General features: G+C 68.8%; 24 protein-coding genes and 1 tRNA gene. 7 read left to right on the top strand and 18 right to left on the bottom strand.

Features of this window, described 5'->3' with window-relative positions:
* Positions 1-118 precede the first annotated feature (118 nt).
* From MNOD_RS35930 to MNOD_RS49615, 3 genes are all read right to left on the bottom strand, one after another.
* Complete coding sequence (locus tag MNOD_RS35930; RefSeq protein WP_015933881.1) at positions 119-346, bottom strand: hypothetical protein; 228 nt, start codon at positions 344-346, stop codon at positions 119-121.
* Positions 347-679: 333 nt separating this feature from the next.
* Complete coding sequence (locus MNOD_RS35925; protein WP_015933880.1) at positions 680-1,024, bottom strand: hypothetical protein; 345 nt, start codon at positions 1,022-1,024, stop codon at positions 680-682.
* 801 nt (positions 1,025-1,825) lie between these two features.
* Positions 1,826-2,158, bottom strand: a complete 333-nt coding sequence (locus tag MNOD_RS49615; protein WP_244424628.1) for a hypothetical protein — start codon at positions 2,156-2,158, stop codon at positions 1,826-1,828.
* Positions 2,159-2,612: 454 nt separating this feature from the next.
* On the opposite strand from MNOD_RS49615, the gene MNOD_RS35915 reads away from it, so the two are divergent.
* Complete coding sequence (locus tag MNOD_RS35915; protein ID WP_015933877.1) at positions 2,613-2,837, top strand: hypothetical protein; 225 nt, start codon at positions 2,613-2,615, stop codon at positions 2,835-2,837.
* Positions 2,830-3,156 carry a hypothetical protein gene (locus tag MNOD_RS35910; RefSeq protein ID WP_015933876.1) on the top strand — a complete coding sequence of 109 codons (327 nt, stop codon included), beginning with the start codon at positions 2,830-2,832 and terminating at the stop codon, positions 3,154-3,156. The genes MNOD_RS35915 and MNOD_RS35910 overlap by 8 nt, the downstream gene beginning before the upstream one ends.
* A 12-nt stretch (positions 3,157-3,168) precedes the next feature.
* Here the strand turns inward: MNOD_RS35910 and MNOD_RS44600 are convergent, their stop codons facing one another.
* From MNOD_RS44600 to MNOD_RS35895, 3 genes are all read right to left on the bottom strand, one after another.
* Positions 3,169-3,375 carry a helix-turn-helix domain-containing protein gene (locus tag MNOD_RS44600; protein ID WP_083786709.1) on the bottom strand — a complete coding sequence of 69 codons (207 nt, stop codon included), beginning with the start codon at positions 3,373-3,375 and terminating at the stop codon, positions 3,169-3,171.
* A gap of 38 nt (positions 3,376-3,413) precedes the next feature.
* Positions 3,414-3,860: a hypothetical protein gene (locus MNOD_RS35900; RefSeq protein WP_015933875.1), complete on the bottom strand. Its 447-nt coding sequence runs from the start codon at positions 3,858-3,860 to the stop codon at positions 3,414-3,416.
* Positions 3,861-3,935: 75 nt separating this feature from the next.
* A tRNA-Glu gene (locus MNOD_RS35895) sits at positions 3,936-4,011 on the bottom strand.
* Positions 4,012-4,103: 92 nt separating this feature from the next.
* Here MNOD_RS35895 and MNOD_RS35890 point away from each other — a divergent pair.
* Together MNOD_RS35890 and rpoH are read left to right on the top strand one after the other, a co-directional pair.
* Positions 4,104-5,117, top strand: a complete 1,014-nt coding sequence (locus MNOD_RS35890; protein WP_015933874.1) for an RluA family pseudouridine synthase — start codon at positions 4,104-4,106, stop codon at positions 5,115-5,117.
* A gap of 223 nt (positions 5,118-5,340) precedes the next feature.
* The gene (rpoH, locus tag MNOD_RS35885) at positions 5,341-6,231 is read left to right on the top strand and encodes an RNA polymerase sigma factor RpoH (RefSeq protein ID WP_015933873.1); all 891 of its coding nucleotides are present in this window, start codon (positions 5,341-5,343) and stop codon (positions 6,229-6,231) included.
* Positions 6,232-6,276: 45 nt separating this feature from the next.
* Here the strand turns inward: rpoH and MNOD_RS35880 are convergent, their stop codons facing one another.
* From MNOD_RS35880 to MNOD_RS35865, 4 genes are all read right to left on the bottom strand, one after another.
* Positions 6,277-7,506 carry a hypothetical protein gene (locus MNOD_RS35880; RefSeq protein ID WP_015933872.1) on the bottom strand — a complete coding sequence of 410 codons (1,230 nt, stop codon included), beginning with the start codon at positions 7,504-7,506 and terminating at the stop codon, positions 6,277-6,279.
* Positions 7,507-7,585: 79 nt separating this feature from the next.
* Positions 7,586-8,878 carry an adenylosuccinate synthase gene (locus MNOD_RS35875; RefSeq protein WP_015933871.1) on the bottom strand — a complete coding sequence of 431 codons (1,293 nt, stop codon included), beginning with the start codon at positions 8,876-8,878 and terminating at the stop codon, positions 7,586-7,588.
* A gap of 157 nt (positions 8,879-9,035) precedes the next feature.
* Entirely contained in the window at positions 9,036-9,374 is a 339-nt protein-coding gene (locus tag MNOD_RS35870) for a hypothetical protein (protein ID WP_015933870.1), read from the bottom strand.
* A gap of 96 nt (positions 9,375-9,470) precedes the next feature.
* Entirely contained in the window at positions 9,471-10,319 is an 849-nt protein-coding gene (locus tag MNOD_RS35865) for a D-amino-acid transaminase (RefSeq protein ID WP_015933869.1), read from the bottom strand.
* A 166-nt stretch (positions 10,320-10,485) separates the two neighbouring features.
* On the opposite strand from MNOD_RS35865, the gene MNOD_RS35860 reads away from it, so the two are divergent.
* Complete coding sequence (locus MNOD_RS35860; protein ID WP_015933868.1) at positions 10,486-11,415, top strand: dihydrodipicolinate synthase family protein; 930 nt, start codon at positions 10,486-10,488, stop codon at positions 11,413-11,415.
* A gap of 45 nt (positions 11,416-11,460) precedes the next feature.
* Here the strand turns inward: MNOD_RS35860 and purB are convergent, their stop codons facing one another.
* From purB to hemB, 8 genes are all read right to left on the bottom strand, one after another.
* Complete coding sequence (gene purB, locus MNOD_RS35855; protein WP_015933867.1) at positions 11,461-12,768, bottom strand: adenylosuccinate lyase; 1,308 nt, start codon at positions 12,766-12,768, stop codon at positions 11,461-11,463.
* 101 nt (positions 12,769-12,869) lie between these two features.
* Positions 12,870-13,616, bottom strand: a complete 747-nt coding sequence (locus tag MNOD_RS35850) for an arginyltransferase (protein WP_015933866.1) — start codon at positions 13,614-13,616, stop codon at positions 12,870-12,872.
* Between the two features lie 128 nt (positions 13,617-13,744).
* Positions 13,745-14,266 (bottom strand): RDD family protein, encoded by a 522-nt coding sequence (locus tag MNOD_RS35845; RefSeq protein ID WP_015933865.1) that lies wholly within the window; start codon positions 14,264-14,266, stop codon positions 13,745-13,747.
* A 65-nt stretch (positions 14,267-14,331) separates the two neighbouring features.
* On the bottom strand, positions 14,332-15,579 hold the full coding sequence (locus tag MNOD_RS35840) for a threonine ammonia-lyase (RefSeq protein WP_015933864.1): 1,248 nt from the start codon (positions 15,577-15,579) through the stop codon (positions 14,332-14,334).
* Between the two features lie 218 nt (positions 15,580-15,797).
* The gene (locus MNOD_RS35835) at positions 15,798-16,430 is read right to left on the bottom strand and encodes a potassium channel family protein (protein ID WP_244424627.1); all 633 of its coding nucleotides are present in this window, start codon (positions 16,428-16,430) and stop codon (positions 15,798-15,800) included.
* Between the two features lie 137 nt (positions 16,431-16,567).
* The gene (locus MNOD_RS35830) at positions 16,568-17,902 is read right to left on the bottom strand and encodes a TrkH family potassium uptake protein (protein WP_015933862.1); all 1,335 of its coding nucleotides are present in this window, start codon (positions 17,900-17,902) and stop codon (positions 16,568-16,570) included.
* A gap of 258 nt (positions 17,903-18,160) precedes the next feature.
* Positions 18,161-18,541, bottom strand: a complete 381-nt coding sequence (locus MNOD_RS35825; protein ID WP_015933861.1) for a hypothetical protein — start codon at positions 18,539-18,541, stop codon at positions 18,161-18,163.
* Positions 18,538-19,590, bottom strand: a complete 1,053-nt coding sequence (hemB, locus tag MNOD_RS35820) for a porphobilinogen synthase (RefSeq protein ID WP_015933860.1) — start codon at positions 19,588-19,590, stop codon at positions 18,538-18,540. The genes MNOD_RS35825 and hemB overlap by 4 nt, the downstream gene beginning before the upstream one ends.
* Positions 19,591-19,787: 197 nt before the next feature.
* Between hemB and MNOD_RS35815 the strand changes: the two genes are divergently transcribed.
* Together MNOD_RS35815 and MNOD_RS35810 are read left to right on the top strand one after the other, a co-directional pair.
* A complete protein-coding gene (locus MNOD_RS35815) occupies positions 19,788-20,846 on the top strand; it encodes an enoyl-CoA hydratase/isomerase family protein (RefSeq protein WP_015933859.1) in 1,059 nt (352 codons plus the stop codon).
* A 1-nt stretch (position 20,847) separates the two neighbouring features.
* Entirely contained in the window at positions 20,848-21,315 is a 468-nt protein-coding gene (locus MNOD_RS35810) for a DUF6163 family protein (protein ID WP_015933858.1), read from the top strand.
* The last annotated feature ends 344 nt before the right edge of the window (positions 21,316-21,659 follow it).

Here is a 21,659-nt window from a genome sequence, read left to right as displayed (position 1 = left end):
ACTTATTGAGCCCCGCAGGTAAAACCCCTGACGGGGCTCTCCTTTGTGGGCATGGGTTGTTGAACCGTGCCTCGTCGCCGAGGCGGCCTGAAGTCTGCTCCTTTGTCTGTGGGTCTACTTAGCTGGCGCGCGGAGCCTCCGCCGGCAGGGCCAGCATCTTCCTGATCGGCAGCGTCGGGATGAGCTTCCCGCGCCCGACCGGCACCGCCGGGATGATCCCCTTCCGGATTGCCGAGTAGATGGACCTCTCCCCGACGTTCATCGCCGCCGCGACCACGCGCGGCGGCACCATCGTCTTCGTCAGAACCTCCACGACCGCGTCGCGGTCGCTGATCTTCCGTCTCATGCACTTCCCCTATCTCGGCACACCTGCGTGCCTGCCGGCGACAGTGGGGTGCATTACGAAAGGTTTCAAGCTACTAGCGCCGCACCCTCCAGTTTACGCTGTGGGGTATGGGACTGCGGAGAGCCCCGCAAGTGCGAGTCAAATCAAAGACTTAAGCGGCGTAACAACTATTGTGTGATATCGCAGCTTCGCTCCACCACGTTGGCGCTGGCAGCACGCGGAACATCGGCTGCGAAGACACGGCGGCTCCGAAGACACGGCACGCGGAACGCCGGCACGCCTGCGAGCCCCGCGCTGCCATGCCGACGTTCCTGCTCCGCGGTGTTGCGCGTCCTACTCAGCCGGATCGACCAGATCCCCATAGTAGGCGCGACGACCGTGATCGTAGGCAAGGATAGCCCACAGCTCGACCCACTCGGCCGCGTCCCGTGGCTCGCACTGGGCTAACTCCGCCACGACGGCGCGGCGCATGTCCTCTATCTCGTCGCAACGGTGGCAGAGCCAGTGCCAGAAGACGCCTTCGGGTACTGCCTTCTCGATAAGAGGGAAGGCAGCGCGCACTTCTATCTGCCAACACGCGATCTGATCATGCCGATCTGCCAGCGCCCGAAAGTCGAGCGCTTTCAAGTCCGGCTCCTGACTCCACGTGTGAAACGCATTATAATCGAATTCAGCCATGGTCGTACCCGCAGTGCGACAGTGGTCAGACCCGATCGAGGCTGGCAGGCCCTTGATCGGGTCGCCTGTTAGTTGCATTTTTGCCCAGGCATAACAAGAGTTAAGATGGATTAGGCCACCGACAAATTGTCGGTTATTTTCCATGAGGGTAGGGAAGATCCTCTATTGGACAGCGTAAAGTGACTAGTGACGTCGCGTGACGCCTATTTTATTGATGCTTGCTGCGGAATCATCTTCTACCCTGGCAGGAAGATCCGCAGCGGACGCGTTGATATGCGCGCAGACGCAGAGCCGAGGCGGGGAGTGGCGGCCGGGCCGGCGGGGCGGCCCGAGTCTAGAGAGGAAACGCACGGGAATGTGTCGCACCGCAATAGCACGTGTTGCAGTGCAGGGTTCCTCAATCCATCGACGTCAGAAGCAGAGATTGGCGGCAGGGCCGATCACCGAACGCATCGCCCTGGCTTGTCGATGGGTATGAAGGCGCCTTGCTGGCTCGGTGGAATAGATGTCACTGGCGAAGGCTCCCCCTCTTTCCAACCGCCACGATTTCGCTAGGCTACGGCCAAGCTGAATTGCGGAGGGCCATGCCAATGAGCCTAGCAAGCAAGCTGCGGGCGAGGATTGCCGACTGGCGCCAAGCGAGGCAGCCTGATCGAATAGCAATCGCTGCACTCAGGCTGCTGAATGACGTTTCGGCCGGCCGCAGTCTCAGCGGGCATGAGCTGATCGCGATGGCACGGGCCGCCAGGTCACAAAACAGCTGGCACTGACACAACACTGAGCCGGCGGCCGGTCCGCCGGTTACCGGCAGCTCCGATCGAGCTTGAACCCGTGCGGACCGCTGAAGCCCGTGAAATGACAGCCGCCGAACGTGCCCTCGAAGCCGTAAGCGTCCCGCCCGGTCTTCCAGGTCGCGCCCCCGCCCCCATTCCACTTCGCAGCGCGATAGCCGACGGGGCGGTCCGGCCGGCGATAGTCGGACGGAGCCTCGACAACTTCCCTCGCCGGGGTACGGACCCTGCGCGGCGCGACCACCGGCTCGTTCGCGGCGGGATAACCCTCGGGCTGAGCCACCCCAGCCGGGGCCGGCACGTAGCCCTGGTTCGGCGCATCGGCCCGGGGCAAGTCGATCACGCGCGGAGCGGGCCTGCTGGCCTGAGGCTGTTCGTCGGCATCGCTCTGAGTCGTGGAGGCTAAGGTTGTCACCTCAGCGTAGACCTTGGGCGGGGTGCGCGTTGCCGCCTGCGCAGGAGTAGGTTCGGCCCAAGCGGTGGGCTGAGGGGCCGGTGGGGTGGGCTGGCTCAGGCTGAGGTTCGCGTGCGCGACAGTGGCTAGCCCGAGGGTAGCGATCCCAGCAGCGGCGAGCGAGCGCTTGATCATGGTGTACTCCGGCGAGGAACCAACCTGTGGTGAGATCTCCGTCGCATGCGGACCGTCGTGTCGGAGTGCTGGGGCGCACCAGCTCATTGACCCATTTCGAACTGGTCAGGTTTTCCACAGCTATCCACATCCCTAAGCGCCCTTGACCGAACCGGACGCCCCGTGGCGTGTTCCTGTTTCGTTCTCATCTGAGTCGGACGGGACAGCCATGGCCAAGGCATCAGCACCCCAGAGTGCCCAAGCGTCCAACTCCTCGCCGGTTGAGGAGATCGCGGCGGCCTACCTGTCCAGGGCGGCTGGCGATCCCGAACTGGCCCTCCGGTGCGCGATAACCGACGCGCTGGCGGACCTCATGGACGCGGAGCGGCGCACGCGTGAGCGCAGCCGCCTGATCTCGCTCGGCTACGTCCGGAACCGCCTCCACGATGTCTGAGGACGCTCTGGAGCCACGCAGCCTCGCGAGCTATCCGTATGTCGTCGTTCGGGTCGCCTGCACGCTCTGTCCTCACCGGCAGGGCACCTATCGGCTGGCACGGCTCGCGGCGAAGTTCGGCCCGGAGATGGGCCTGGACGAGGTGTTGGATCGGATCGCGTTCGATTGCCCGTGGCGGCCGTCCCGGCGGCTTCGGCCGGGCAACCAGTACGTTCCGAAGTGCAAGGCATCATTCGTGGATCTGGAGCAGCCCAGGAGGCCGCCGGATCTACCTCCGGGGCTTATGGGGCTGCGCGTGGTTAAGGGCGGGTGCGAATAACCCTGAAAAGCGTCAGGCGACCTGAACCGCCTTCGCGAGAAACGCATCAAGGTCGATGCGGCGAATTACAGTGCGGCCGCCAATGCGCACACGAGGGAGTTCCCCTCTCTTGAGCAGCCGCCAGATAGAAGCGCGGGATATACGAAGGTACTCCGCGGCCTCATCAACGCTTACGGCACCAGAACCCGCTTCTCTATTAGAAACGTATCGGCGTGACATCATGAAGCCTCATGGTTGATCATGTGGATTCATGATTGTCACTTTCGGTGCGAGCTGTCTCCTGACAAATTCGCTGCGGTCTTTTTGTCGGCTCGGCGCTTCGCGCGTTGGTAGTAGCGCTCGATGGCCGCGGGCGTGTTGCCGCGGTTCTCGCCAAACAAGCTTTGGGTTTTGGTAGTGGCGAGGTCGAGGTGCGCTTGCTCCCACAGTGCCCTGCCTCTGAGGCCGTCGCGCTTCAGCCCTTCAACGTAGGCGATGACCAGCCTGTCCTGCGAGGGATCGACACGCCGCCCGCTTTTGCTGACCGGTCGCTCAACACCGAGCTTGGCGCAGACCGCCCGGACGAAGGCGCCGCCTCTGTCCAATTCTCGAAGAGCCTTCTCCGGATCCTCTCCGGCCGCAACCGCCCATTCGCGCACGGTGCGGCGGAACTGGTTCCAGGTTTGCGGACCCGGGGGTTTGGCCGACGAGTTAGGCGGACTCATCGCGCGGGCCTGCAACGAATTCGACAACGAATGTGCGGGAGGCATCCCGGGCGTTGGCTAACCTATTGAGAAGGTTGGCGCTCCCAAGGGGACTCGAACCCCTGTTTTCGCCGTGAGAGGGCGACGTCCTAGACCGCTAGACGATGGGAGCTTGCCCGAGCGGTGAGCGGGGGTATAGCGACGGCGATCCGGGGGCACAAGCCTGAATCGTGCGTGATGCGAGCTTTTCATCAGGAGCAGGATGTGGAGAGCGAGGTCAGGGTTGCAGAGATTCCGGCCGGGGAGGCGCCTGAGCGTCTCGACCGCGCGCTCGCGCGGACCTGGCCCGATCTCTCGCGCAGCCGTCTGCAGGGGCTGATCCGCGAGGGCGGGGTGCGGCTCGACGGGGCCGAGATCCGCGACGCGGCGGTCCGGGTCGCGGGCGGCCAGACCGTCGCGGTCACGGTGCCCCCCGCACGCCCCGCCACGCCGGAGGCGGAGGAGCGCGCCCTCATCATTCCTTACGAGGACGACGACCTCATCGTCATCGACAAGCCGCCCGGCCTCGTCGTGCACCCGGCCCCCGGGCATGACAGCGGCACGCTCGTCAACGCGCTCATCGCCCATTGCGGGGCGAGCCTGTCGGGGATCGGCGGCGTGCGCCGCCCCGGCATCGTGCACCGCCTCGACAAGGATACGAGCGGGCTCCTCGTCGTCGCCAAGAACGACATGGCCCATGCGGCCTTAAGCCTGCAATTCGCCGATCACGGCCGCAGCGGCCAGTTGGAACGGGCCTATCTCGCCCTCGTCTGGGGCGTGCCGGAGCCGCGGGCGGGGAGGATCGACGCGGCCCTTGCGCGGTCGGACAGCAACCGGGAGAAGATCGCCGTGGTGCGCCCCGAGAAGGGCCGCCATGCGATCACGCACTACCGCACCGAGGCGGTTCTCGGCGTCCGCGAGCCGGTGGGGCTCGTCCGCTGCCGCCTGGAGACGGGGCGCACGCACCAGATCCGCGTCCACCTCGCCCATCGCGGGCATCCGCTCCTCGGCGACGCCACCTACGGCGCCGCCTTCCGCACCAAGGCCGCACGCCTCGAACCGGAGGCCCGCGCAGCGCTCGACGCCCTCGGACGCCAGGCGCTGCATGCGGCGGTGCTGGGCTTCGTCCACCCGCGCACCAACGCGTTCCTGCGCTTCGAGAGCCCGCTGCCCGCGGATCTCGCCCGCCTCGTCGCGGCGCTCGGGCCCTCTCCGGGCGGGCAGGGACCCCGCGTCTGAGCGCCGCACTCGCGAGATCGTGTGGACCGCTCCGTTCCCCCGAACCGAACCTTGCCCGAATGGCGACGCACGCACCAACCGAAGGGTTGCGCGTTGATCGCGGCGGACCCTCGGTCCGTTGCTACCCGTCGGCGTCTCGTCCTGCTATAAGGGCAGATCGGACGGCCGGCCGCTCGGAGGTCGTTCGCGCTCGCCCAGATCGGGGAGCTTCCAGGAGGTTTGAATGGCTGCTGCACTGCCCGTGCTCGCCAACGAGGGGGGCCTGTCCCGCTATCTCGACGAGATCCGCCGGTTTCCGATGCTGGAGCCGACGGAGGAATACATGCTCGCCAAGAGCTGGCGCGAGCACGGAGACCGCGAGGCAGCCCATAAGCTCGTCACATCCCATCTGCGCCTTGTCGCCAAGATCGCCATGGGCTATCGCGGCTACGGCCTGCCGATCGGCGAGGTCGTGTCCGAAGGCAATGTCGGCCTGATGCAGGCCGTCAAGCGCTTCGATCCCGACAAGGGCTTCCGCCTCGCCACCTACGCGATGTGGTGGATCAAGGCGGCGATTCAAGAATACATCCTGCGCTCGTGGTCGCTCGTGAAGATGGGCACCACCGCGAACCAGAAGAAGCTGTTCTTCAACCTGCGCAAGGCGAAGGGCCGCATCTCGGCCCTCGACGAGGGCGACCTGCGCCCCGAGCAGGTCAAGCAGATCGCGACCCGGCTCGGCGTGCCCGAGCAGGACGTGATCGACATGAACCGGCGCCTCTCCGGCGACGCCTCGCTCAACGCCCCCTTACGCGAGGAGGGCGAGGGCGAGTGGCAGGACTGGCTGGTGGACGACAGCCCGAGCCAGGAGGCCGTACTCGCCCGCGAGGAGGAGGGGCAGAACCGCCTCGCGGCGTTGCGCGACGCGCTGAGCGTGCTCAACCCGCGCGAGCGGCGCATCTTCGAGGCGCGCCGGCTCGCCGAGGAGCCGATCACCCTGGAGGATCTGTCGACCGAGTTCGGCGTCTCCCGCGAGCGGGTGCGGCAGATCGAGGTGCGCGCCTTCGAGAAGGTGCAGGACGCCGTCAAGCGCAACCTCGCGAGCCGCGAGACCGCCCGCGCGGGCGTGCCCGCCTGAGTGCGGGCGGCCTGCCCGACAGGCTGCCCGCCGGATCCGCTCCGTTCACTGCCACTGCGCGAAGGCGTCGCGCATCACCTGCTCTCCCGCCGAGCCCTTCTCGAAGGTGAGGATCGCCCGGCCGCCCGACGCATAGCGAATCGGCAGGTCGATCCAGTTGCGGCGCATGAGGAGATCGCTGTTGCGCTCCACGTCGCTCTTCAGGCTGGAGAGCCCGATCAGGAAGATGTTCTCGCGCACGGGGACCGGCAGGCCCGAGACCGGCGAGCCGCGGCCGCTCTCGTCATCCTTGAACTGAAGCAGACCGACATCGCGGACCGACCGCGAGGGGTTGCCCGGCGTGAAGGTCAGCTCGATCACGTGCGAGGCCGGCAGCGTGGTGTCCGTGTTCCTGCGAATCACCAGGGCGAGGGAGAGGCCGGCCTCCTGCACCTCCAGGGTCGCCCGCACCACCGTCTGGAGCGGCTGGCCCTGGCCGGCATTGATGGCGTCGAGGCGCCAGACGACCTGGCCCTGGATCGCCCGCGGCGCATTGTTGGGGCCGCCCGATTCCTCGTACAGGGTGGCGCGCTGCGCAATGGCGATGTCGCTGCCGGCGGCGCTGGGGCGGGACGGCGCAGCGGGGGCGGCTGGCGCGGCCGGGGCGCGCTCGCCCCCGACGCGGTCGGCGAACTTGGAATCCTGGCTCTCGGGCGGCCGTTCGGCAGCGTTCTCGCTGATCTTGGATTGCAGGGTCGCGGGGGTGTCGCGGAGCGACCAGGCCGTGAACGCGATGGCCCCGATCACCGCCGCCAGCACGCCCGCCACGATGCCGTTGCGCAGGAGCCGCGAGCGGTCGCCCTTCGGGCGCACCACGTCGATCCGCGGGCGCTGCCGCGTCGCCTGCCCGTCCTCGGCCGGTGATTCGGCGGCCGGCTCGGCGAGCTTCGAACGGTCCGGATCGGGCAGCTTCAGGGCGACCGGCGGCCCGGGCTCGGGGAGGGCCGGCTCGGCGGCCGGCTCGGGCTCCGGCAAGGGCGGCGCGGCCTCCGCGACGGCGGGCTCCGGCTCCCGCACCCGCGGGGCGCCGCCATACTCCACCTCCAGCCGGTCGATGGCGGCGTCGAGCGACCGGCGCTCGGCGTCGATGTCCTCCTCGGAGAGCGGCGGGTCGAGGGAGCGCAGCTGCCCGGTCAGCGCCGCCCGCGCGCGCTCGTAGACCGCCTTGCGCATGTCCGGCGACCGGTCGGGCAGGGCGTCGAGCGCCCGTGCGAGCAGGGGATAGTAATCGGCCATGGGATCCGGCGCCTGCCATGTCGCGGCAGGCGCCTGACGTCAAGCTTCGCGACGTCGCTTCGCCGGCAAAGCCGGCGGCTCAGTCTTCGAAGGGGTTGTGGACGAGGATCGTGTCGTCGCGCTCCGGCGAGGTCGAGAGCAGGGCGACGGTCGCGCCGATCAGCTCCTCGATTCGGCGCACGTACTTGATCGCCTGGGCGGGCAGCTCGGCCCAGGAGCGGGCGCCGGCGGTCGTCTCGAACCAGCCGTCGATGGTCTCGTAGACCGGTTCCACGCGCGCCTGGTCGGCCTGGCTCGCCGGCAGATGGTCGATGATGCGGCCGTCGAGGCGGTAGCCGGTGCAGATCTTGATCGTCTCGAATCCGTCCAGGATGTCGAGCTTGGTGAGGGCGATCCCGTCGATGCCGGAGGTCCGCACGGTCTGGCGCACGAGCGCGGCGTCGAACCAGCCGCAGCGCCGCTTGCGCCCGGTCACGACGCCGAATTCCCGCCCGCGCTCGCCGATCTTCTCGCCGATCGCGTCGGTGAGCTCGGTCGGGAAGGGGCCCTCGCCGACGCGGGTCGTGTAGGCCTTCACGATGCCGAGCACGTAGCCGATGGCGGAGGGGCCGAGGCCCGATCCGGTGGCGGCCTGTGCGGCGACGATGTTGGACGAGGTCACGTAGGGGTAGGTGCCGTGGTCGACGTCGAGGAGCGCCCCCTGCGCCCCCTCGAACAGGATGCGGCGGCCGGCGCGGCGCGCCTCGTCGAGGAGCGCCCAGACCGTGTCGGCGAAGGGCAGGATCCTGGGCGCGATGGCGAGGAGCTCGGTCTTGAGCGCCGCCCCGTCGACCTCCTCGATGCCGAGGCCCCGGCGCAGGGCGTTGTGATGGGCGAGCAGCCGTTCGATCTTGGCGCCGAGCAGGTCCGCATCCGCGAGATCGACGACCCGGATCGCCCGGCGGCCGACCTTGTCCTCGTAGGCCGGGCCGATGCCGCGCTTGGTGGTGCCGATCCGCAGCGTGGCGTTGGCCGTCTCGCGGAAATGGTCGAGTTCGCGGTGGAGCGGCAGGATCAGCGTCGCGTTGTCGGCGATGCGCAGCGTCTCGGGCGTGATCGTCACGCCCTGCTGGCCGAGCCGCGCGATCTCGTCGACGAGATGCCAGGGATCGACCACGACGCCGTTGCCGATCACCGACAGGGTGCCGCCGCGCACGACGCCGGAGGGCAGCAGCGAGAGCTTGTAGGTGGTACCGTCGATGACGAGCGTGTGGCCGGCATTGTGGCCGCCCTGGAAGCGCACCACCACGTCGGCCTGCTCGGCAAGCCAATCGACGATCTTGCCCTTGCCCTCGTCGCCCCACTGGGCGCCCACGACGACGACGTTCGCCATCCGCTGATCCCGATCCTGTCACGTAGACGGACAGCCCCGGCCGGCGGCCGGGGCTGTCGCATGCTGGCGGTCTTGGGCGATCCGGGCCGGGAAATCAAGGAACGCCGCCCGGCGAGGAAGGCCGGTCTGGGCTGCGTCGCCCGCGCCCCGGCTTCGGCTACTTGGCGTCGGCGGAGCCGGGCAGGTCGCCGGGCTTGATCACCCGGGTCGAGTTCGGGTTCGGCTCCGGTGGCTTCACCGTCATGTCCGGCGCCGCATTCGGCGGCGGGCGCAGGACGCCGTCGGACTTCTCAAGCTTGTCGCTGAGGGTCGAGCCGGTCGTGTCGGGGTCCGCGGGCGAGCCGTTCGGGCGAATCTTCTCGGGAATGCGCTCGTTCGGCGGCGGCAGGGGAGAGGTGTCCCGCCCCCGCAGAGGAGCATCGGGCGATTGCGCCAGGGCGGCAGTGCTCAGGAGCGCCGCGAACGCGAGCCCGGCGCCGTGCATCAGCTTCAGCATCGGAATCTCCTTCGGTCGTTGCTGAGGAAACCGGCCCACGCGGGGTCCGGTTCCGGCCCAGCTCACGGCCGAGCTGGAGAGACCGCTGGAGAGACCTCAGGCAGCCGCCATCTCCAGGTAGAGCCCGCGCAGGCGGCGGGTGAGGGGGCCCGGCTGGCCGCCGCCGATCCGGCGGCCGTCGATCTCCACGATCGGCATCACGAAGGCCGAGGCACTGGTGAAGAAGGCCTCGGCCGCCCCGAAGGCTTCCTCCAGCGTGAAGGCGCGTTCCTCGACGGTGAGCCCCTGCTCCTCGGCGAGCCGCATCACCGCGCGCCGGGTGATGCCGGGCAGGATCGCGGTCGAGAGCGGCCGGGTGACGATGCGCCCGTCCTGCGTGATGATGAAGGCCGTGGAGGAGCCGCCCTCGGTCACGAACCCGTCCTCGTGCATCCAGGCCTCGGACGCGCCGGCCGCGGCGGCGTGCTGCTTGGCGAGCACCTGGGCGAGGAGCGCGACCGACTTGATGTCCCGCCGCTTCCAGCGCAGGTCCTCCACCGACACGACCTTGGCGCCGCGGTCGGCGAGCGGGTTGGCTGCGATCGACTTCGCCTGCGTGAACATCACCACGGTCGGCGGCGTGCCGTCAGACGGGAAGACGAAGTCGCGCTCCGCGACGCCCCGCGTCACCTGCATGTAGACGACCCCTTCCTTCAGGCCGTTGCGGGCGACGAGTTCCTCCTCCAGCCGGGTCCAGCCGGCCGCGTCGTGGGGGTTGCGGATGCCGATCTCGGCCAGCGAGCGGTCGAGCCGCGCCAGATGGGCCTCGTTGTCCACGAGCCGGCCGTTCAGCACCGCGCTGACCTCGTAGATCCCGTCCGCGAACAGGAAGCCGCGGTCCATGATCGGGATCGTGGCCTCCTCATAGGGGAGGAACCGGCCGTTGACGTAGACGATGCGGGACATGGGGGTGGTCCTCGAGGGCTGGATGGTCCGGGCGCGGGCTCCTTCAAGCACCCACCTCGACCGCGCCGCAAGCGCAATTCGCAGCGCTTGCGCATACGGACGAGGCAGTTGCGCCGGTGCGAGCAACCCTCCTAGGGTGACGGCTCCTTAAGCACGGACCCGGCTCATGCGGCTCTCCTCCGACGCCAAGGGCGTCTATCCCATCGCCCCGACCCCGTTCCTGCCCGACGGCCGGATCGATGAGGCCTCGATCGACCGGATCACCGATTTCTACGGCGAGATCGGCGCGACCGGCCTCACGGTCCTCGGCGTGATGGGCGAGGCGCCGAAGCTCGACGGGGCGGAAGCCGCCGCCGTGGCCGCGCGGTTCATCCGGCGGACCTCCCTGCCGGTCATCGTCGGCGTCTCGGCGCCGGGCTTCGCCGCGATGGCGTCCCTCGCGAAAACCGCCATGGAGGCGGGCGCGGCGGGCGTGATGATCGCCCCACCCAATACGCTCCGCACCGACGACCACATCGTGACCTATTACCGGCACGCTGCCGAGGCGATCGGGCCCGACGTGCCCTTCGTGATCCAGGACTATCCCTTGAGCTTCTCCGTCGTGATGACGCCGGGCGTCATCCGCCGCATCGTCGCGGACAATCCGTCCTGCGTGATGCTCAAGCACGAGGATTGGCCGGGCCTCGAGAAGATCTCGGCCCTGCGCGGCTTCCAGCGCGACGGGTCGATGCGGCCGATCTCGATCCTGTGCGGCAACGGCGGCCTCTTCCTCGACTTCGAGTGCGAGCGTGGCGCGGACGGCGCCATGACGGGCTATGCCTTCCCGGAGATGCTGGTCGACGTGGTGCGGCTCGTCGCGGCGGGCGAGCGCGCGCGGGCCCACGACATCTTCGACGCGCATCTGCCGCTGCTGCGCTACGAGCAGCAGCCGGGCGTTGGCTTGGCGGTGCGCAAATACGTGCTGATGCGCCGCGGCCTTCTCGCTTCGGACGCGCAGCGCAAACCCGCGGGCGGTCTCTCGGCCACGGCGCGGGCGGAGGTGGATTTCCTGCTTGCGCGCTTGGCGCGGCACGACGGGCGGGCGCGGCTCGCCTGAGCGGACCGCGCGCGCCTCCCGCGCTGGAGAGGGGGCCCGGCCGGGTCAGCTCTCGCCGAAGACCCGGCGGAAGATCGTGTCCACGTGCTTGTAGTGGTAGCCGAGGTCGAAACAGGCCTCGATCGCCTCGGGGCTCAGCGCGGCCGTCACCTCCGGATCGGCCTTGAGCAGGGTCAGGAACTCGCCCTCGCCACGCCAGACCGGCATCGCGTTGCGCTGCACCAGCCGGTAGGCATCCTCGCGCGACACGCCGGCCTGGGTCAGCGCCAGGAGCACGCGCTGGGAATGGACGAGGCCGCCTAGCCGATCGAGATTGCGCTGCATGTTCGCCGGATAGACCAGCAGCTTGTCGATCACGCCGGTGAGGCGGGCGAGCGCGAAGTCGAGGGTGACGGTGGCGTCCGGCCCGATCATGCGCTCGACGGACGAATGCGAAATGTCGCGCTCGTGCCAGAGAGCCACGTTCTCCATCGCGGGGAGCGCATAGGCCCGCACCATGCGGGCGAGGCCGGTCAGGTTCTCGGTCAGAACCGGGTTGCGCTTGTGGGGCATGGCGGAGGAGCCCTTCTGCCCCTCGGAGAAATACTCCTCGGCCTCCAGCACCTCGGTGCGCTGGAGATGGCGCACCTCGATCGCCAGCCGCTCGACCGAGGAGGCGATGACGCCGAGCGTCGCGAAATACATGGCGTGGCGGTCGCGGGGGATGACCTGGGTCGAGACGGGCTCCGGCGTCAGCCCCATCTTCTCGGCGACGTATTCCTCGACCTGCGGGTCGATGTTGGCGAAGGTGCCGACCGCCCCCGAGATGGCACAAGTGGCGACCTCGGTGCGGGCCGCGACCAGCCGCTCCCGGGCCCGGGTGAACTCCGCATAGGCCTGCGCGAGCTTCAGCCCGAAGGTGACGGGCTCCGCGTGGATGCCGTGCGAGCGGCCGATCGTGGGCGTGAGCTTGTGCTCGAAGGCCCGGCGCTTGAGGGCGGCGAGCAGCGCGTCGAGATCGGCGAGGAGGATGTCGGCGGCGCGGACGAGCTGGACGTTGAGGCAGGTATCGAGCACGTCCGAGGAGGTCATGCCCTGGTGGACGAAGCGCGCCTCCGGCCCGACTATCTCGGCAAGGTGGGTCAGGAAGGCGATGACGTCGTGCTTGGTGACCCGCTCGATCTCGTCGATGCGGGCGACGTCGAACACCGCGTCGCGGCCCTTCTCCCAGACCGTCTCGGCGGCTTCCTTCGGCACGACGCCGAGCTCGGCGAGCGCCGTGGTGGCATGGGCCTCGATCTCGAACCAGATGCGGAAGCGCGTCTCCGGCGACCAGATCGCCGTCATCTCGGGCCGGCTGTAACGGGGGATCATCGGGCGCCTCGCATGCGACTTATGTTCAGGATGCGCGGCCGGTAGCATGGGCCGGGGAGGGGCTCAACGCGAACCCGCCGATCGCGGCAGGCGTCCCCGCCTCACTCCACCCGGACCCAGCCCTGCGGCATCAGCCGCTCCTGGGGGCCGAACTTGGCCTTGTAGTCCATCTTGCGGGAGCCCTCGACCCAGTAGCCGAGATAGAGATAGGGCAGGCCCAGCAGCCGCGCGCGCTCGATATGGTCGAGAATCATGTAGGTGCCGAGCGAGCGGTCGGCCTCCGACGGCTCGTAGAAGGAATAGACCATCGAGAGCCCGTCCGAGAGGACGTCGGTCAGGCAGATCGCGATCGGCGCGCCGACGCCGCGCCCGTTGATGGCGGTGTCCGGGCCGCGCTTGCGGTAGACCACCAGATGGGTTTCGACGTGGCTGTCCTCGACCATCATGGCGTAGTCGAGCACGGTCATGTCGACCATGCCGCCGTCGCCGTGGCGGGCGTCGAGATAGCGGCGGAACAGGGCGTACTGCTCCGAGGCCGGGCGGTTCGGCTGGGGCTGGCCCACGAGGTCGCGGTTGCGGCGCATCACCCGGCGCTGGCTCGCGCTCGGCACGAAGTCGCCGACGATGACGCGCACCGAGATGCAGGCGCGGCAGGTCTCGCAGGCCGGCCGGTAGGCGATGGTCTGCGAGCGGCGGAAACCGCCCTGGGTCAGGATCTCGTTGAGGTCGCGGGCCCGGCGGCCGACGAGGTGTGTGAACACCTTCCGCTCGTATTGCCCCGGCAGGTAGGGGCAGGGCGAGGGCGCCGTGAGGTAGAACTGAGGGGCGTCGCGCGGATGGCTCGTCACACTTCGGATCGCTCGCTGGGGCGGCACGAACACACCGCAGAGGCCACCATAGCATTCCGCCTCTGCGGCTCAACACGGTCACACGGTGGACGCATCGGTTTATTCCCCGGTCTCCCGGCGGAAGGGCGTCAGGCGGCGCGCACGATGGCGAGGCCGACGATGAGGTCGTGGCCGGTGCGGCGGTCGGCGCGCATCAGGCCGATGCCGACATCGAGGAGCCAGAGCAGGAAGGTCGAGACCGCCACGTAGAACAGCAGCGCGTGGACGCCTGCCGTGATCCAGTCGACCGGGCCGCCGGTCTCCGCCTGGATGCCGCGCAGGCCGAGCATCCGCATGCCGTAGGTGCTCTGATAGGCCCCGCCGAGCGTCACCGCGCTGTAGATGATCCCGCTCGCCGGCAGGATCGCGAACAGCGTCCAGCCCAGCCCGAAGGTGATGACGCCGAGGACGGCGATCGCCACCCAGAGCAGGCAGGTGAAGCCGAAGATGAACACGATGTCGAGGAGATAGGCGAAGAAGCGCCGGCTCAGCGAGGCGTATTCCACCGCGACCGGTGCCCCGTATCCCGGCGCGGGCTGCGGCGCGCCCTGCCAGGACTGCCCCTGCCATGGCTGGCCCTGCCAGCCGTTGCCCTGCCACGAATTCGACATCGCCCGCGCTCCATCGGCCGCGCCACTCCCGTCAGGTGGCGCTTAGGTCGGCTGGGCTCAAGGGCTCAGCGCGAAGTTCCGGCAACCGCCGTGCCGTGCGGACCGATGCGGCGCGGGGCGAGCCCCTCCTCCGCCAGCCTCGCCAGGATCTCGGCGGTGTGGCCGGGGCCGCGGGTCTCGATGGTGACGTCGATCGACACGCTTTTCGCCGGCACGTCGAGATGCAGGCGCCCGTGCGAGACCTCCAGGATGTTGGCGCCGAGCTCGCCGAGACGTCCGGCGACGCGGCCGAGCACCCCCGGCCGGTCGCTCGCGGTCACGCGGAAGGAGACGATGCGGTCCTCCCGCTCGAGCTCGCGCACCATCACGGAAGCGAGGAGCCGCGCGTCGATGTTGCCCCCGCAGAGGACGAGGCCGACCGTGCGGCCCGCGAAGAGGTCGGGCCGCGCGAGCAGCGCGGCGAGACCCGCTGCGCCCGCTCCCTCGGCGAGGCTGCGCTGCAGTGTCGCGTAGTCGTGCACCGCCCGTTCGATCTGCGGCTCGTCGACCAGCAGGATCTCGCGCACGCGCTCGCGGATGATCGGCAGAGTGAGCCGCCCCACGGTCTTGACCGCGATGCCCTCGGCAAGGGTCGGGCCGCCGATGGGCCGCGCCTGACCGTCGATGGCGTTGAGGAAGGACGGGTAGAGGGCGGCCTCGACGCCGAAGAGTTCGATCTCGGGGCGGGTGGAGGCTGCAACCGCCATCCCGGCCATCAGCCCGCCACCGCCGATCGGCACGACGAGGCAGTCGAGGTGAGGCGCGTCCTCCAGCATCTCCAGGGCGACCGTGCCCTGTCCGGCCATCACGGCCGGGTCGTCATAGGGGTGGACGAGGACGAGGCCGCTTCTGTCCACGAGGTCGCGGGCGACCTCCGCCGCCTCGGAGAGGGTTTCCCCCTCCAGGACGACGGTGGCGCCGTGGGCGCGGGTGTTCTCGACCTTCACGAGCGGGGTCGTTGCCGGCATGACGATGGTGGCTGGAACGCCGAGGCGGCGGGCGTGATAGGCGACCGCCTGGGCATGGTTGCCCGCGGACATCGCCACCACCCCGCGGCGGCGCTCGTCGGGATCGAGGCGGCTCAGGCGGTTGACCGCGCCGCGCTCCTTGAAGGCGCCCGTCGCCTGCATGTTCTCGTGCTTGACCAGCACCCGGGCCCCGGTGAGGTCCGACAGGCGCGGGGCCGGCACCAGGGGGGTGCGCAGCACGTGGCCCCGGATGGCCTCGGCCGCCCGGGCGACGTCATCGGGACTGATCGCGTAAGGCTCACTCAACGGTCGCTCCTGCATTGCGGCGCCCGCAGCAGCGGGCCGCGGTCGACTAGCCCGCCTGACCGATCCGGCCCTTGCCGGAGATCGCCGTGACGATCACGCCGCGGTTACACCACCAAGGGGGGACACGACCCGCGCAAAAGTAGCGGACGCTATTCCTCTCGCAAGCGGAACTCTCAGTGGTAATGGCGAGCTGTGTGTTTCTGCAGAAACCGGCCGAGTCACGACTGCGCGGCGAATTGTTCGACGATGTTGGTCTGGCCGCAGACGATGAGAAGGTCGCCTGGCTCGATCATAGTCTCAGGCCTCGCATAGATGAAATCTTGCCGCGGCCGCTTCACTCCGATCACCGTGACGCCGAACCGCGCGCGCAGTTGGGAATCGGCCAGGGTGCGGCCCACCGTCTGCTGCGGGGCGCGCATCTTGACGATGGCGAATCCGTCGTCGAACTCGATGAAGTCGATCATCCGGCTGGTCACGAGATGAGCGACACGTTCGCCCATAGCGGCTTCCGGAAAGATGACGTGGTGCGCACCGATGCGCTCGAGGATGCGCCCGTGATTGGCGGTGACCGCCTTCGCCCAGATATCCGGCACGCCGATTTCGGCCAGCGCAAGGACGGTGAGGGCGCTCGCCTCGATATCGGTGCCGATCGCCACGACAGCGCGGGGAAATTCATGGACGCCGAGACTGCGCAGGGTATCGGCATCGATACTGCTCGCCTGAACCACATGAGTGAGCCGGTCGGACCATTGCTGAACGAGGGCAAGGTCGACATCCATGGCCAGGACATTGTGGCCAAGCCGGACCAATGCCTCCGCGACGGAACTGCCGAAGCGGCCGAGGCCGATCACGACGACGCCGGTGGTCCGATCCGTGCGCGGGCGTTGAGCCATCGCATGTCTCCTTTCAGGGCGCGCGCGGCGCGCCAGAGCATTTTCCGACGAAGTGGATACCGGCTCGTCGCAGAAAATGCGGCAAGATCAAAGAGCTAGCCGACAATGGGCCGCTCCTCGGGGTAGCGGAAGGCGGAGCGGCGCTCCTTGAGCGCCAGCACGCTCGCAACGGTGATCGTGCCGACGCGCCCGAGGAACATCAGGCAGGTGAGTACGGCGAGCGCCGGCGCCGGCAATTGCGGCGTAATCCCGGTCGAAAGTCCGGTCGTCGCGAAGGCGGATACGACCTCGAACAGCACCGTCTCGAAGGCGAAATCGGTCAGGCTGAGCATGATGAGGACGCCGATCGCTATGATGCCGACGGCGAGCAGCACGACCGAGAGAGCCTGGCGCTGCGCCTGCTGGCTGATGCGGCGCCGGAAGGCGGTGGTGTCCTCCTCGCCTCGGATCTCCGCCCAGACGACGAAGCCGAGGATAAGGAAGGTGGTGATCTTGATGCCGCCGGCCGTGCCAGCGCTGCCGCCGCCGATCAGCATCAATGCATCACTCACCATGAGGGTGGTCAGCTTCATCTTGCCGACGTCGACGGCGTTGAAGCCGGCGCTGCGGGTCATGACGGAGTGGAAGGCGGCGTTGAAGAGCTTCTCGGGCCAGGCGAGAGCGCCGATCGTCGCCGTGTTGTCCCATTCATAGGCGGCGACCGCGACGAAGCCGACGAGCAACAGCAGAGCCGAGCCGAAGAGCGTCATCTTGCCGTGAACGGACCAGCGCGAGGGCCGGCGCGCGCCATAGGCGAGTTCGTGGATCACAGGGAAGCCGAGGCTGCCGATCATGACGGTCAGCATGATCGGTGTCAGGACGAAGGGATCGCGCGCGAAGCGCATCAGATTGTCGGAATAGGTCGAGAACCCCGCGTGGTTGAAGGCGAAGACCGCGTGGCAGAGGCCGTGCCAGAGCGCCTCGCCCCACGTCTGATCATAGGCGTAGCGAAACCTCAGGGTCAGGGCGGCCATCGTCGTGGCCTCCATGACGAGGGTGACGGTCAGGATCAGACGCAGCACTGTGGTGACGTCGCCGAGGCGCAAGCTGCGCGTTTCGGCTTGCGCGATAAGCCGTGTCGCTAGACCGAGGCGACGGCTTACCAGCAAGCCGAGCAGCGTCGCCCCGGTCATGATGCCGAGCCCGCCGATCTGGGCGAGGATCAGAATGGTCGCTTGGCCGAAGGCGCTCCAGTAGGTCGCGGTGTCGGTCGCGGCGAGGCCCGTCACGCAGACGGCCGAGGTCGCTGTGAACAGCGCGACGATGAACGGAGCATGGCCGGGAGCGGCCCGCGCGGCCGGCAGCATCAGCACGACTGTGCCGAGCGCAATGACCAAGAGAAAGGCGAGTGGGATGATCCGGCCGGGATGACTCAACCTGGTCTTGCGCACGATCGCCTTGGCCCACTCTGCCTTCAGATGCTCGGATCGAGCTTAGAGCATCGTGCCGAAAAGTGGATACCGGTTTTCGGCGGAAAACGATGCGAAAACAAAGAGACAGCATCGGACCTGATTCCCGAAGAGAGGTCCGATGCTGTAGAGCGCGTTATTGACCATCCATAGCCCGTTGATTTTGCATCACTTTCTGGATTGTTTCTTTTTTAGAAAGACAAGCAAAATCAAAGGCTTGGCGGCACTCAATAACACGCCCTAGCCGGGTCCCGGCTCGGCCGCCACCGCGTCGGGCGTGTCGAGATAGTAGCGCTTGAGCAGGTAGAGGGCGGCGCCGCCCACCGGACCGCGGTCGCTGATCACGCCCGAGAGGTCGGTGCGGCTCATCTCCGAGAAGCGGCAGACCGCCCAGCGGGTGACAGGCGGGCGCCCGGGTCGCTGCTCCACGAAATCCATGCGGATGCTGCGCGGCTCGCGGCCCGCCGCGGCGCCGAGCACGCGCACGCTGCCGCCCTCCGCCACCAGCGTCGGCAGGACGCGGCGGCAGACCCGCTCGCGCTCGGGATCGATGTCGGAGGAGCAGGCCCCCAGGAGGGCGAGCCCCAGCAGGAGGGGGGCCGCCGGAGACGCGGTGCTCACCCCGCCCGCAGCCGCTCCGCCACCTGGAGCGCGAAGTAGGTGAAGACGCCGTCCGCCCCCGCGCGCTTGAAGGCCATCAGACTCTCGATCATGGCGCGCTCGCCGTCGAGCCAGCCGTTCTGCGCCGCGGCGGCGATCATCGCGTATTCGCCGGAGACCTGATAGGCGAAGGTCGGCACGCCGAACCCGTCCTTCACCCGGCGGATGATGTCGAGATAGGGCAGGCCGGGCTTCACCATCACGGAATCGGCACCCTCCTCGAGATCGAGGGCGACCTCGCGCAGGGCCTCCTCGGAATTGCCCGGATCCATCTGGTAGGTGCGCTTGTCGCCCTTGAGGGTGGCGCTGGTGCCGATCGCGTCGCGGAACGGACCGTAGAACGCGCTCGCATACTTGGCCGCATAGGCCATGATCTGCACGTCCCGGAACCCGGCCTTGTCGAGCCCGGCCCGGATCGCGCCCACGCGCCCGTCCATCATGTCGGAGGGGGCGATCACGTCGGTGCCGGCCTCCGCCTGGACGAGGCTCTGCTCGACGAGGAGTGCCACCGTCGCATCGTTCACGATCACGGTGTCGTCGAGGAGGCCGTCATGCCCGTGGCTGGTATAGGGGTCGAGGGCGACGTCCGTGATGACGCCGATCTCCGGCACGGCCGCCTTCACGGCCCGCACGGCCCGGCAGACGAGATTGTTGCGGTTGAGCGCCTCGGAGCCGGTCTCGTCGCGTAAGGTAGGGTCGACATAGGGAAAGAACGAGATCGCCGGGATCTTGAGCGCGGCGGCGCGCTCGGCCTCCCGCACCGCCTCGTCGACGCTCAGGCGCTCGACGCCCGGCATCGAGGCGACGGGCTCGCGGCGGCGCTCGCCCTCGATGAGGAAGAGCGGCCAGATCAGGTCGTCGACGGTGAGCACCGTCTCGCGCACGAGCCGGCGCGACCACTCCGCCTTGCGGTTGCGCCGCGGGCGCTGCGCCAGGGTGAGGCCGGGCGCGGCCTGCGTCCGGGCGGCGTCGCGCGCGAGGGGACCGGCCAAGGGCTGGATCTGGAGCATCGGAGTCGAAGCCTCCCGGACCCGCTCGGGCACGGGTCGCTGTCATTGTTCTAAAGAACGCCTAGCACAGTCCTGCCGCAGCCCGGAACCCGGTCGGCAAGGCGCCCGCGGCATAGCTGTCAGCGATGCAGCGCGGCGGTCGCGTTGACGCACCGCCCGGCGGCTGGTTTACGGCCCTCGCATCAGGATGGATGGGCATGACAGGCGACGCTTCGGACGAGGTGCTGGTCGAGCGGCGGGGCGCTGCGGGGCTCCTGACGCTCAACCGGCCGAAGGCGCTCAACGCGCTCGATCTCGGCATGGTCCGCCGGCTCCGTGCGGCGCTCGATGCCTGGGGCGAGGATCCCGGCGTCACCCGGATCGTGCTGCGCGGGACCGGACGGGCCTTCTGTGCGGGCGGCGACCTCCGCCGCATCCACGACATCGCGAAGGCCGCCGGCCCCGCCGCGGTCGACGTGTTCTGGCGCGAGGAATATGCCCTCAACACGCTGATCCACCGCTACCCGAAGCCGATCGTCTCGCTCATCGACGGCATCGTGATGGGCGGCGGCGTCGGCCTGTCGCTGCACGGCTCGAACCGCGTCGCGGGCGAGCGCTACGCCTTCGCGATGCCGGAGGTCAGCATCGGCTTCTTCCCCGATGTCGGCGCGACTTACGCGCTGCCGCGGCTGCCGGGGGCCTTCGGCACCTATCTGGCGCTCACGGGCGAGCGGGTGGGGCCGGGGGATGGCCTCGCCTTCGGGCTCGCCACCCACGCGGTGCCGGCCGCGTCCTTCGAGGCGATCACCGAAACCCTCGCGGCGGGCGGCCCGGTCGAGGAGGCGCTGGAGCAGGCGCCGGGGCACGACGCGCCGCCGCCCGGCCCGCTCCATGCCGCGCGCGCGCTCATCGACGCCTGCTTCTCGGCCGAGAGCGTCGCCGCGGTGCTGGCCCGGCTCGATGCCGCAGCGGCGCAGGGGTCGGACTTCGCCGCCAGGACCGCCGCCACCATCCGCACCCGCTCGCCCACGAGCCTCGCAGTCGCCTTCGCGCAGATGCGCCGCGGCGGCTCCATGAGCTTCCCGGAGGCGATGCTCACCGAGTACCGGATCGTCACCCGCATCCTGCAGGGCCACGACTTCTACGAGGGCGTGCGCGCCGTGATCATTGACAAGCATGGCGCGCCGCGCTGGCAGCCCGACAGCCTCGACGCGGTGGCGCCGGCGGCGGTGGAAGCCTATTTCGCGCCGCTGCCCGACGAGCCGCGGTTCGGCTGACATGCGCCCCCTCACGAAGGTCCGCACGCCAGCCACCCGCGGCACGACGCTCGCGGAGGACAGGGGCGACCGCATCGAGCGCAACCCGCAGCCGCCGGGCGCGCGCTGGGACGTCGTGCTCGTCTGGCTGATGCGCATCGTCGCGGTGATCTGGATGATCAAGGGGCTGAGCGCCTGGGCGGAGATTCTGGGGGCCCGGCCCGGCGCGCCGCCCTTCGAGGGGGCGCCGGTGGGGCGGCAGGCCGTCATCATCTATTTCGGCGTGATCGATCTCCTGGCGGCGGTGGGCCTCTGGCTTGCCACCGCCTGGGGCGGCGTGGTCTGGCTGCTCGCCGCCACCTCCGCCTTCGTGCTGGCGCTGCTCACGCCGCAGCTCCTGCCCATGAGTTTACCGAATCTTGCCTTCGACGGCACAATCATCCTGCTCTACTTCACCGTTTCTTGGCTCGCCTCGCGCGAGATGCGCTGACCGGAGCCGTGCCCGCGCCGGTCGGGCCATCCGATCGGATCGGGCCGCTCTTCAGGTCCAGCCGGGAGTCGGGCTCTCTTGCGCCGAGCCGGCCTCCACTTCGGCTAGGGCATTGTCCGACGAAGTGGATCCCGGTTCGTCGCAGACAATGCGGCACAATCAAAAACCTGGAGCAGGGTCTGTTCACGGTGGAACGGAGCTTGCTCTAGAGAGCGCCCGAGGGGCATCCGCGTGCCGGATTCCCGGCACTTCATCTTCAGTTTACCCAGATCGGTAAATCGAGAATTTAGCCTGTCGCTTAAACCCAGATTCACGGGGCCGGCCTAGGTTGGCTGCATAAGCGG

This window comes from Methylobacterium nodulans ORS 2060 (assembly GCF_000022085.1).
In the GTDB taxonomy this organism is placed as follows: domain Bacteria; phylum Pseudomonadota; class Alphaproteobacteria; order Rhizobiales; family Beijerinckiaceae; genus Methylobacterium; species Methylobacterium nodulans.
The sequence above is the reverse complement of the archived record's forward strand: the minus strand, read 5'-3'. Positions and strand labels throughout refer to the sequence as shown.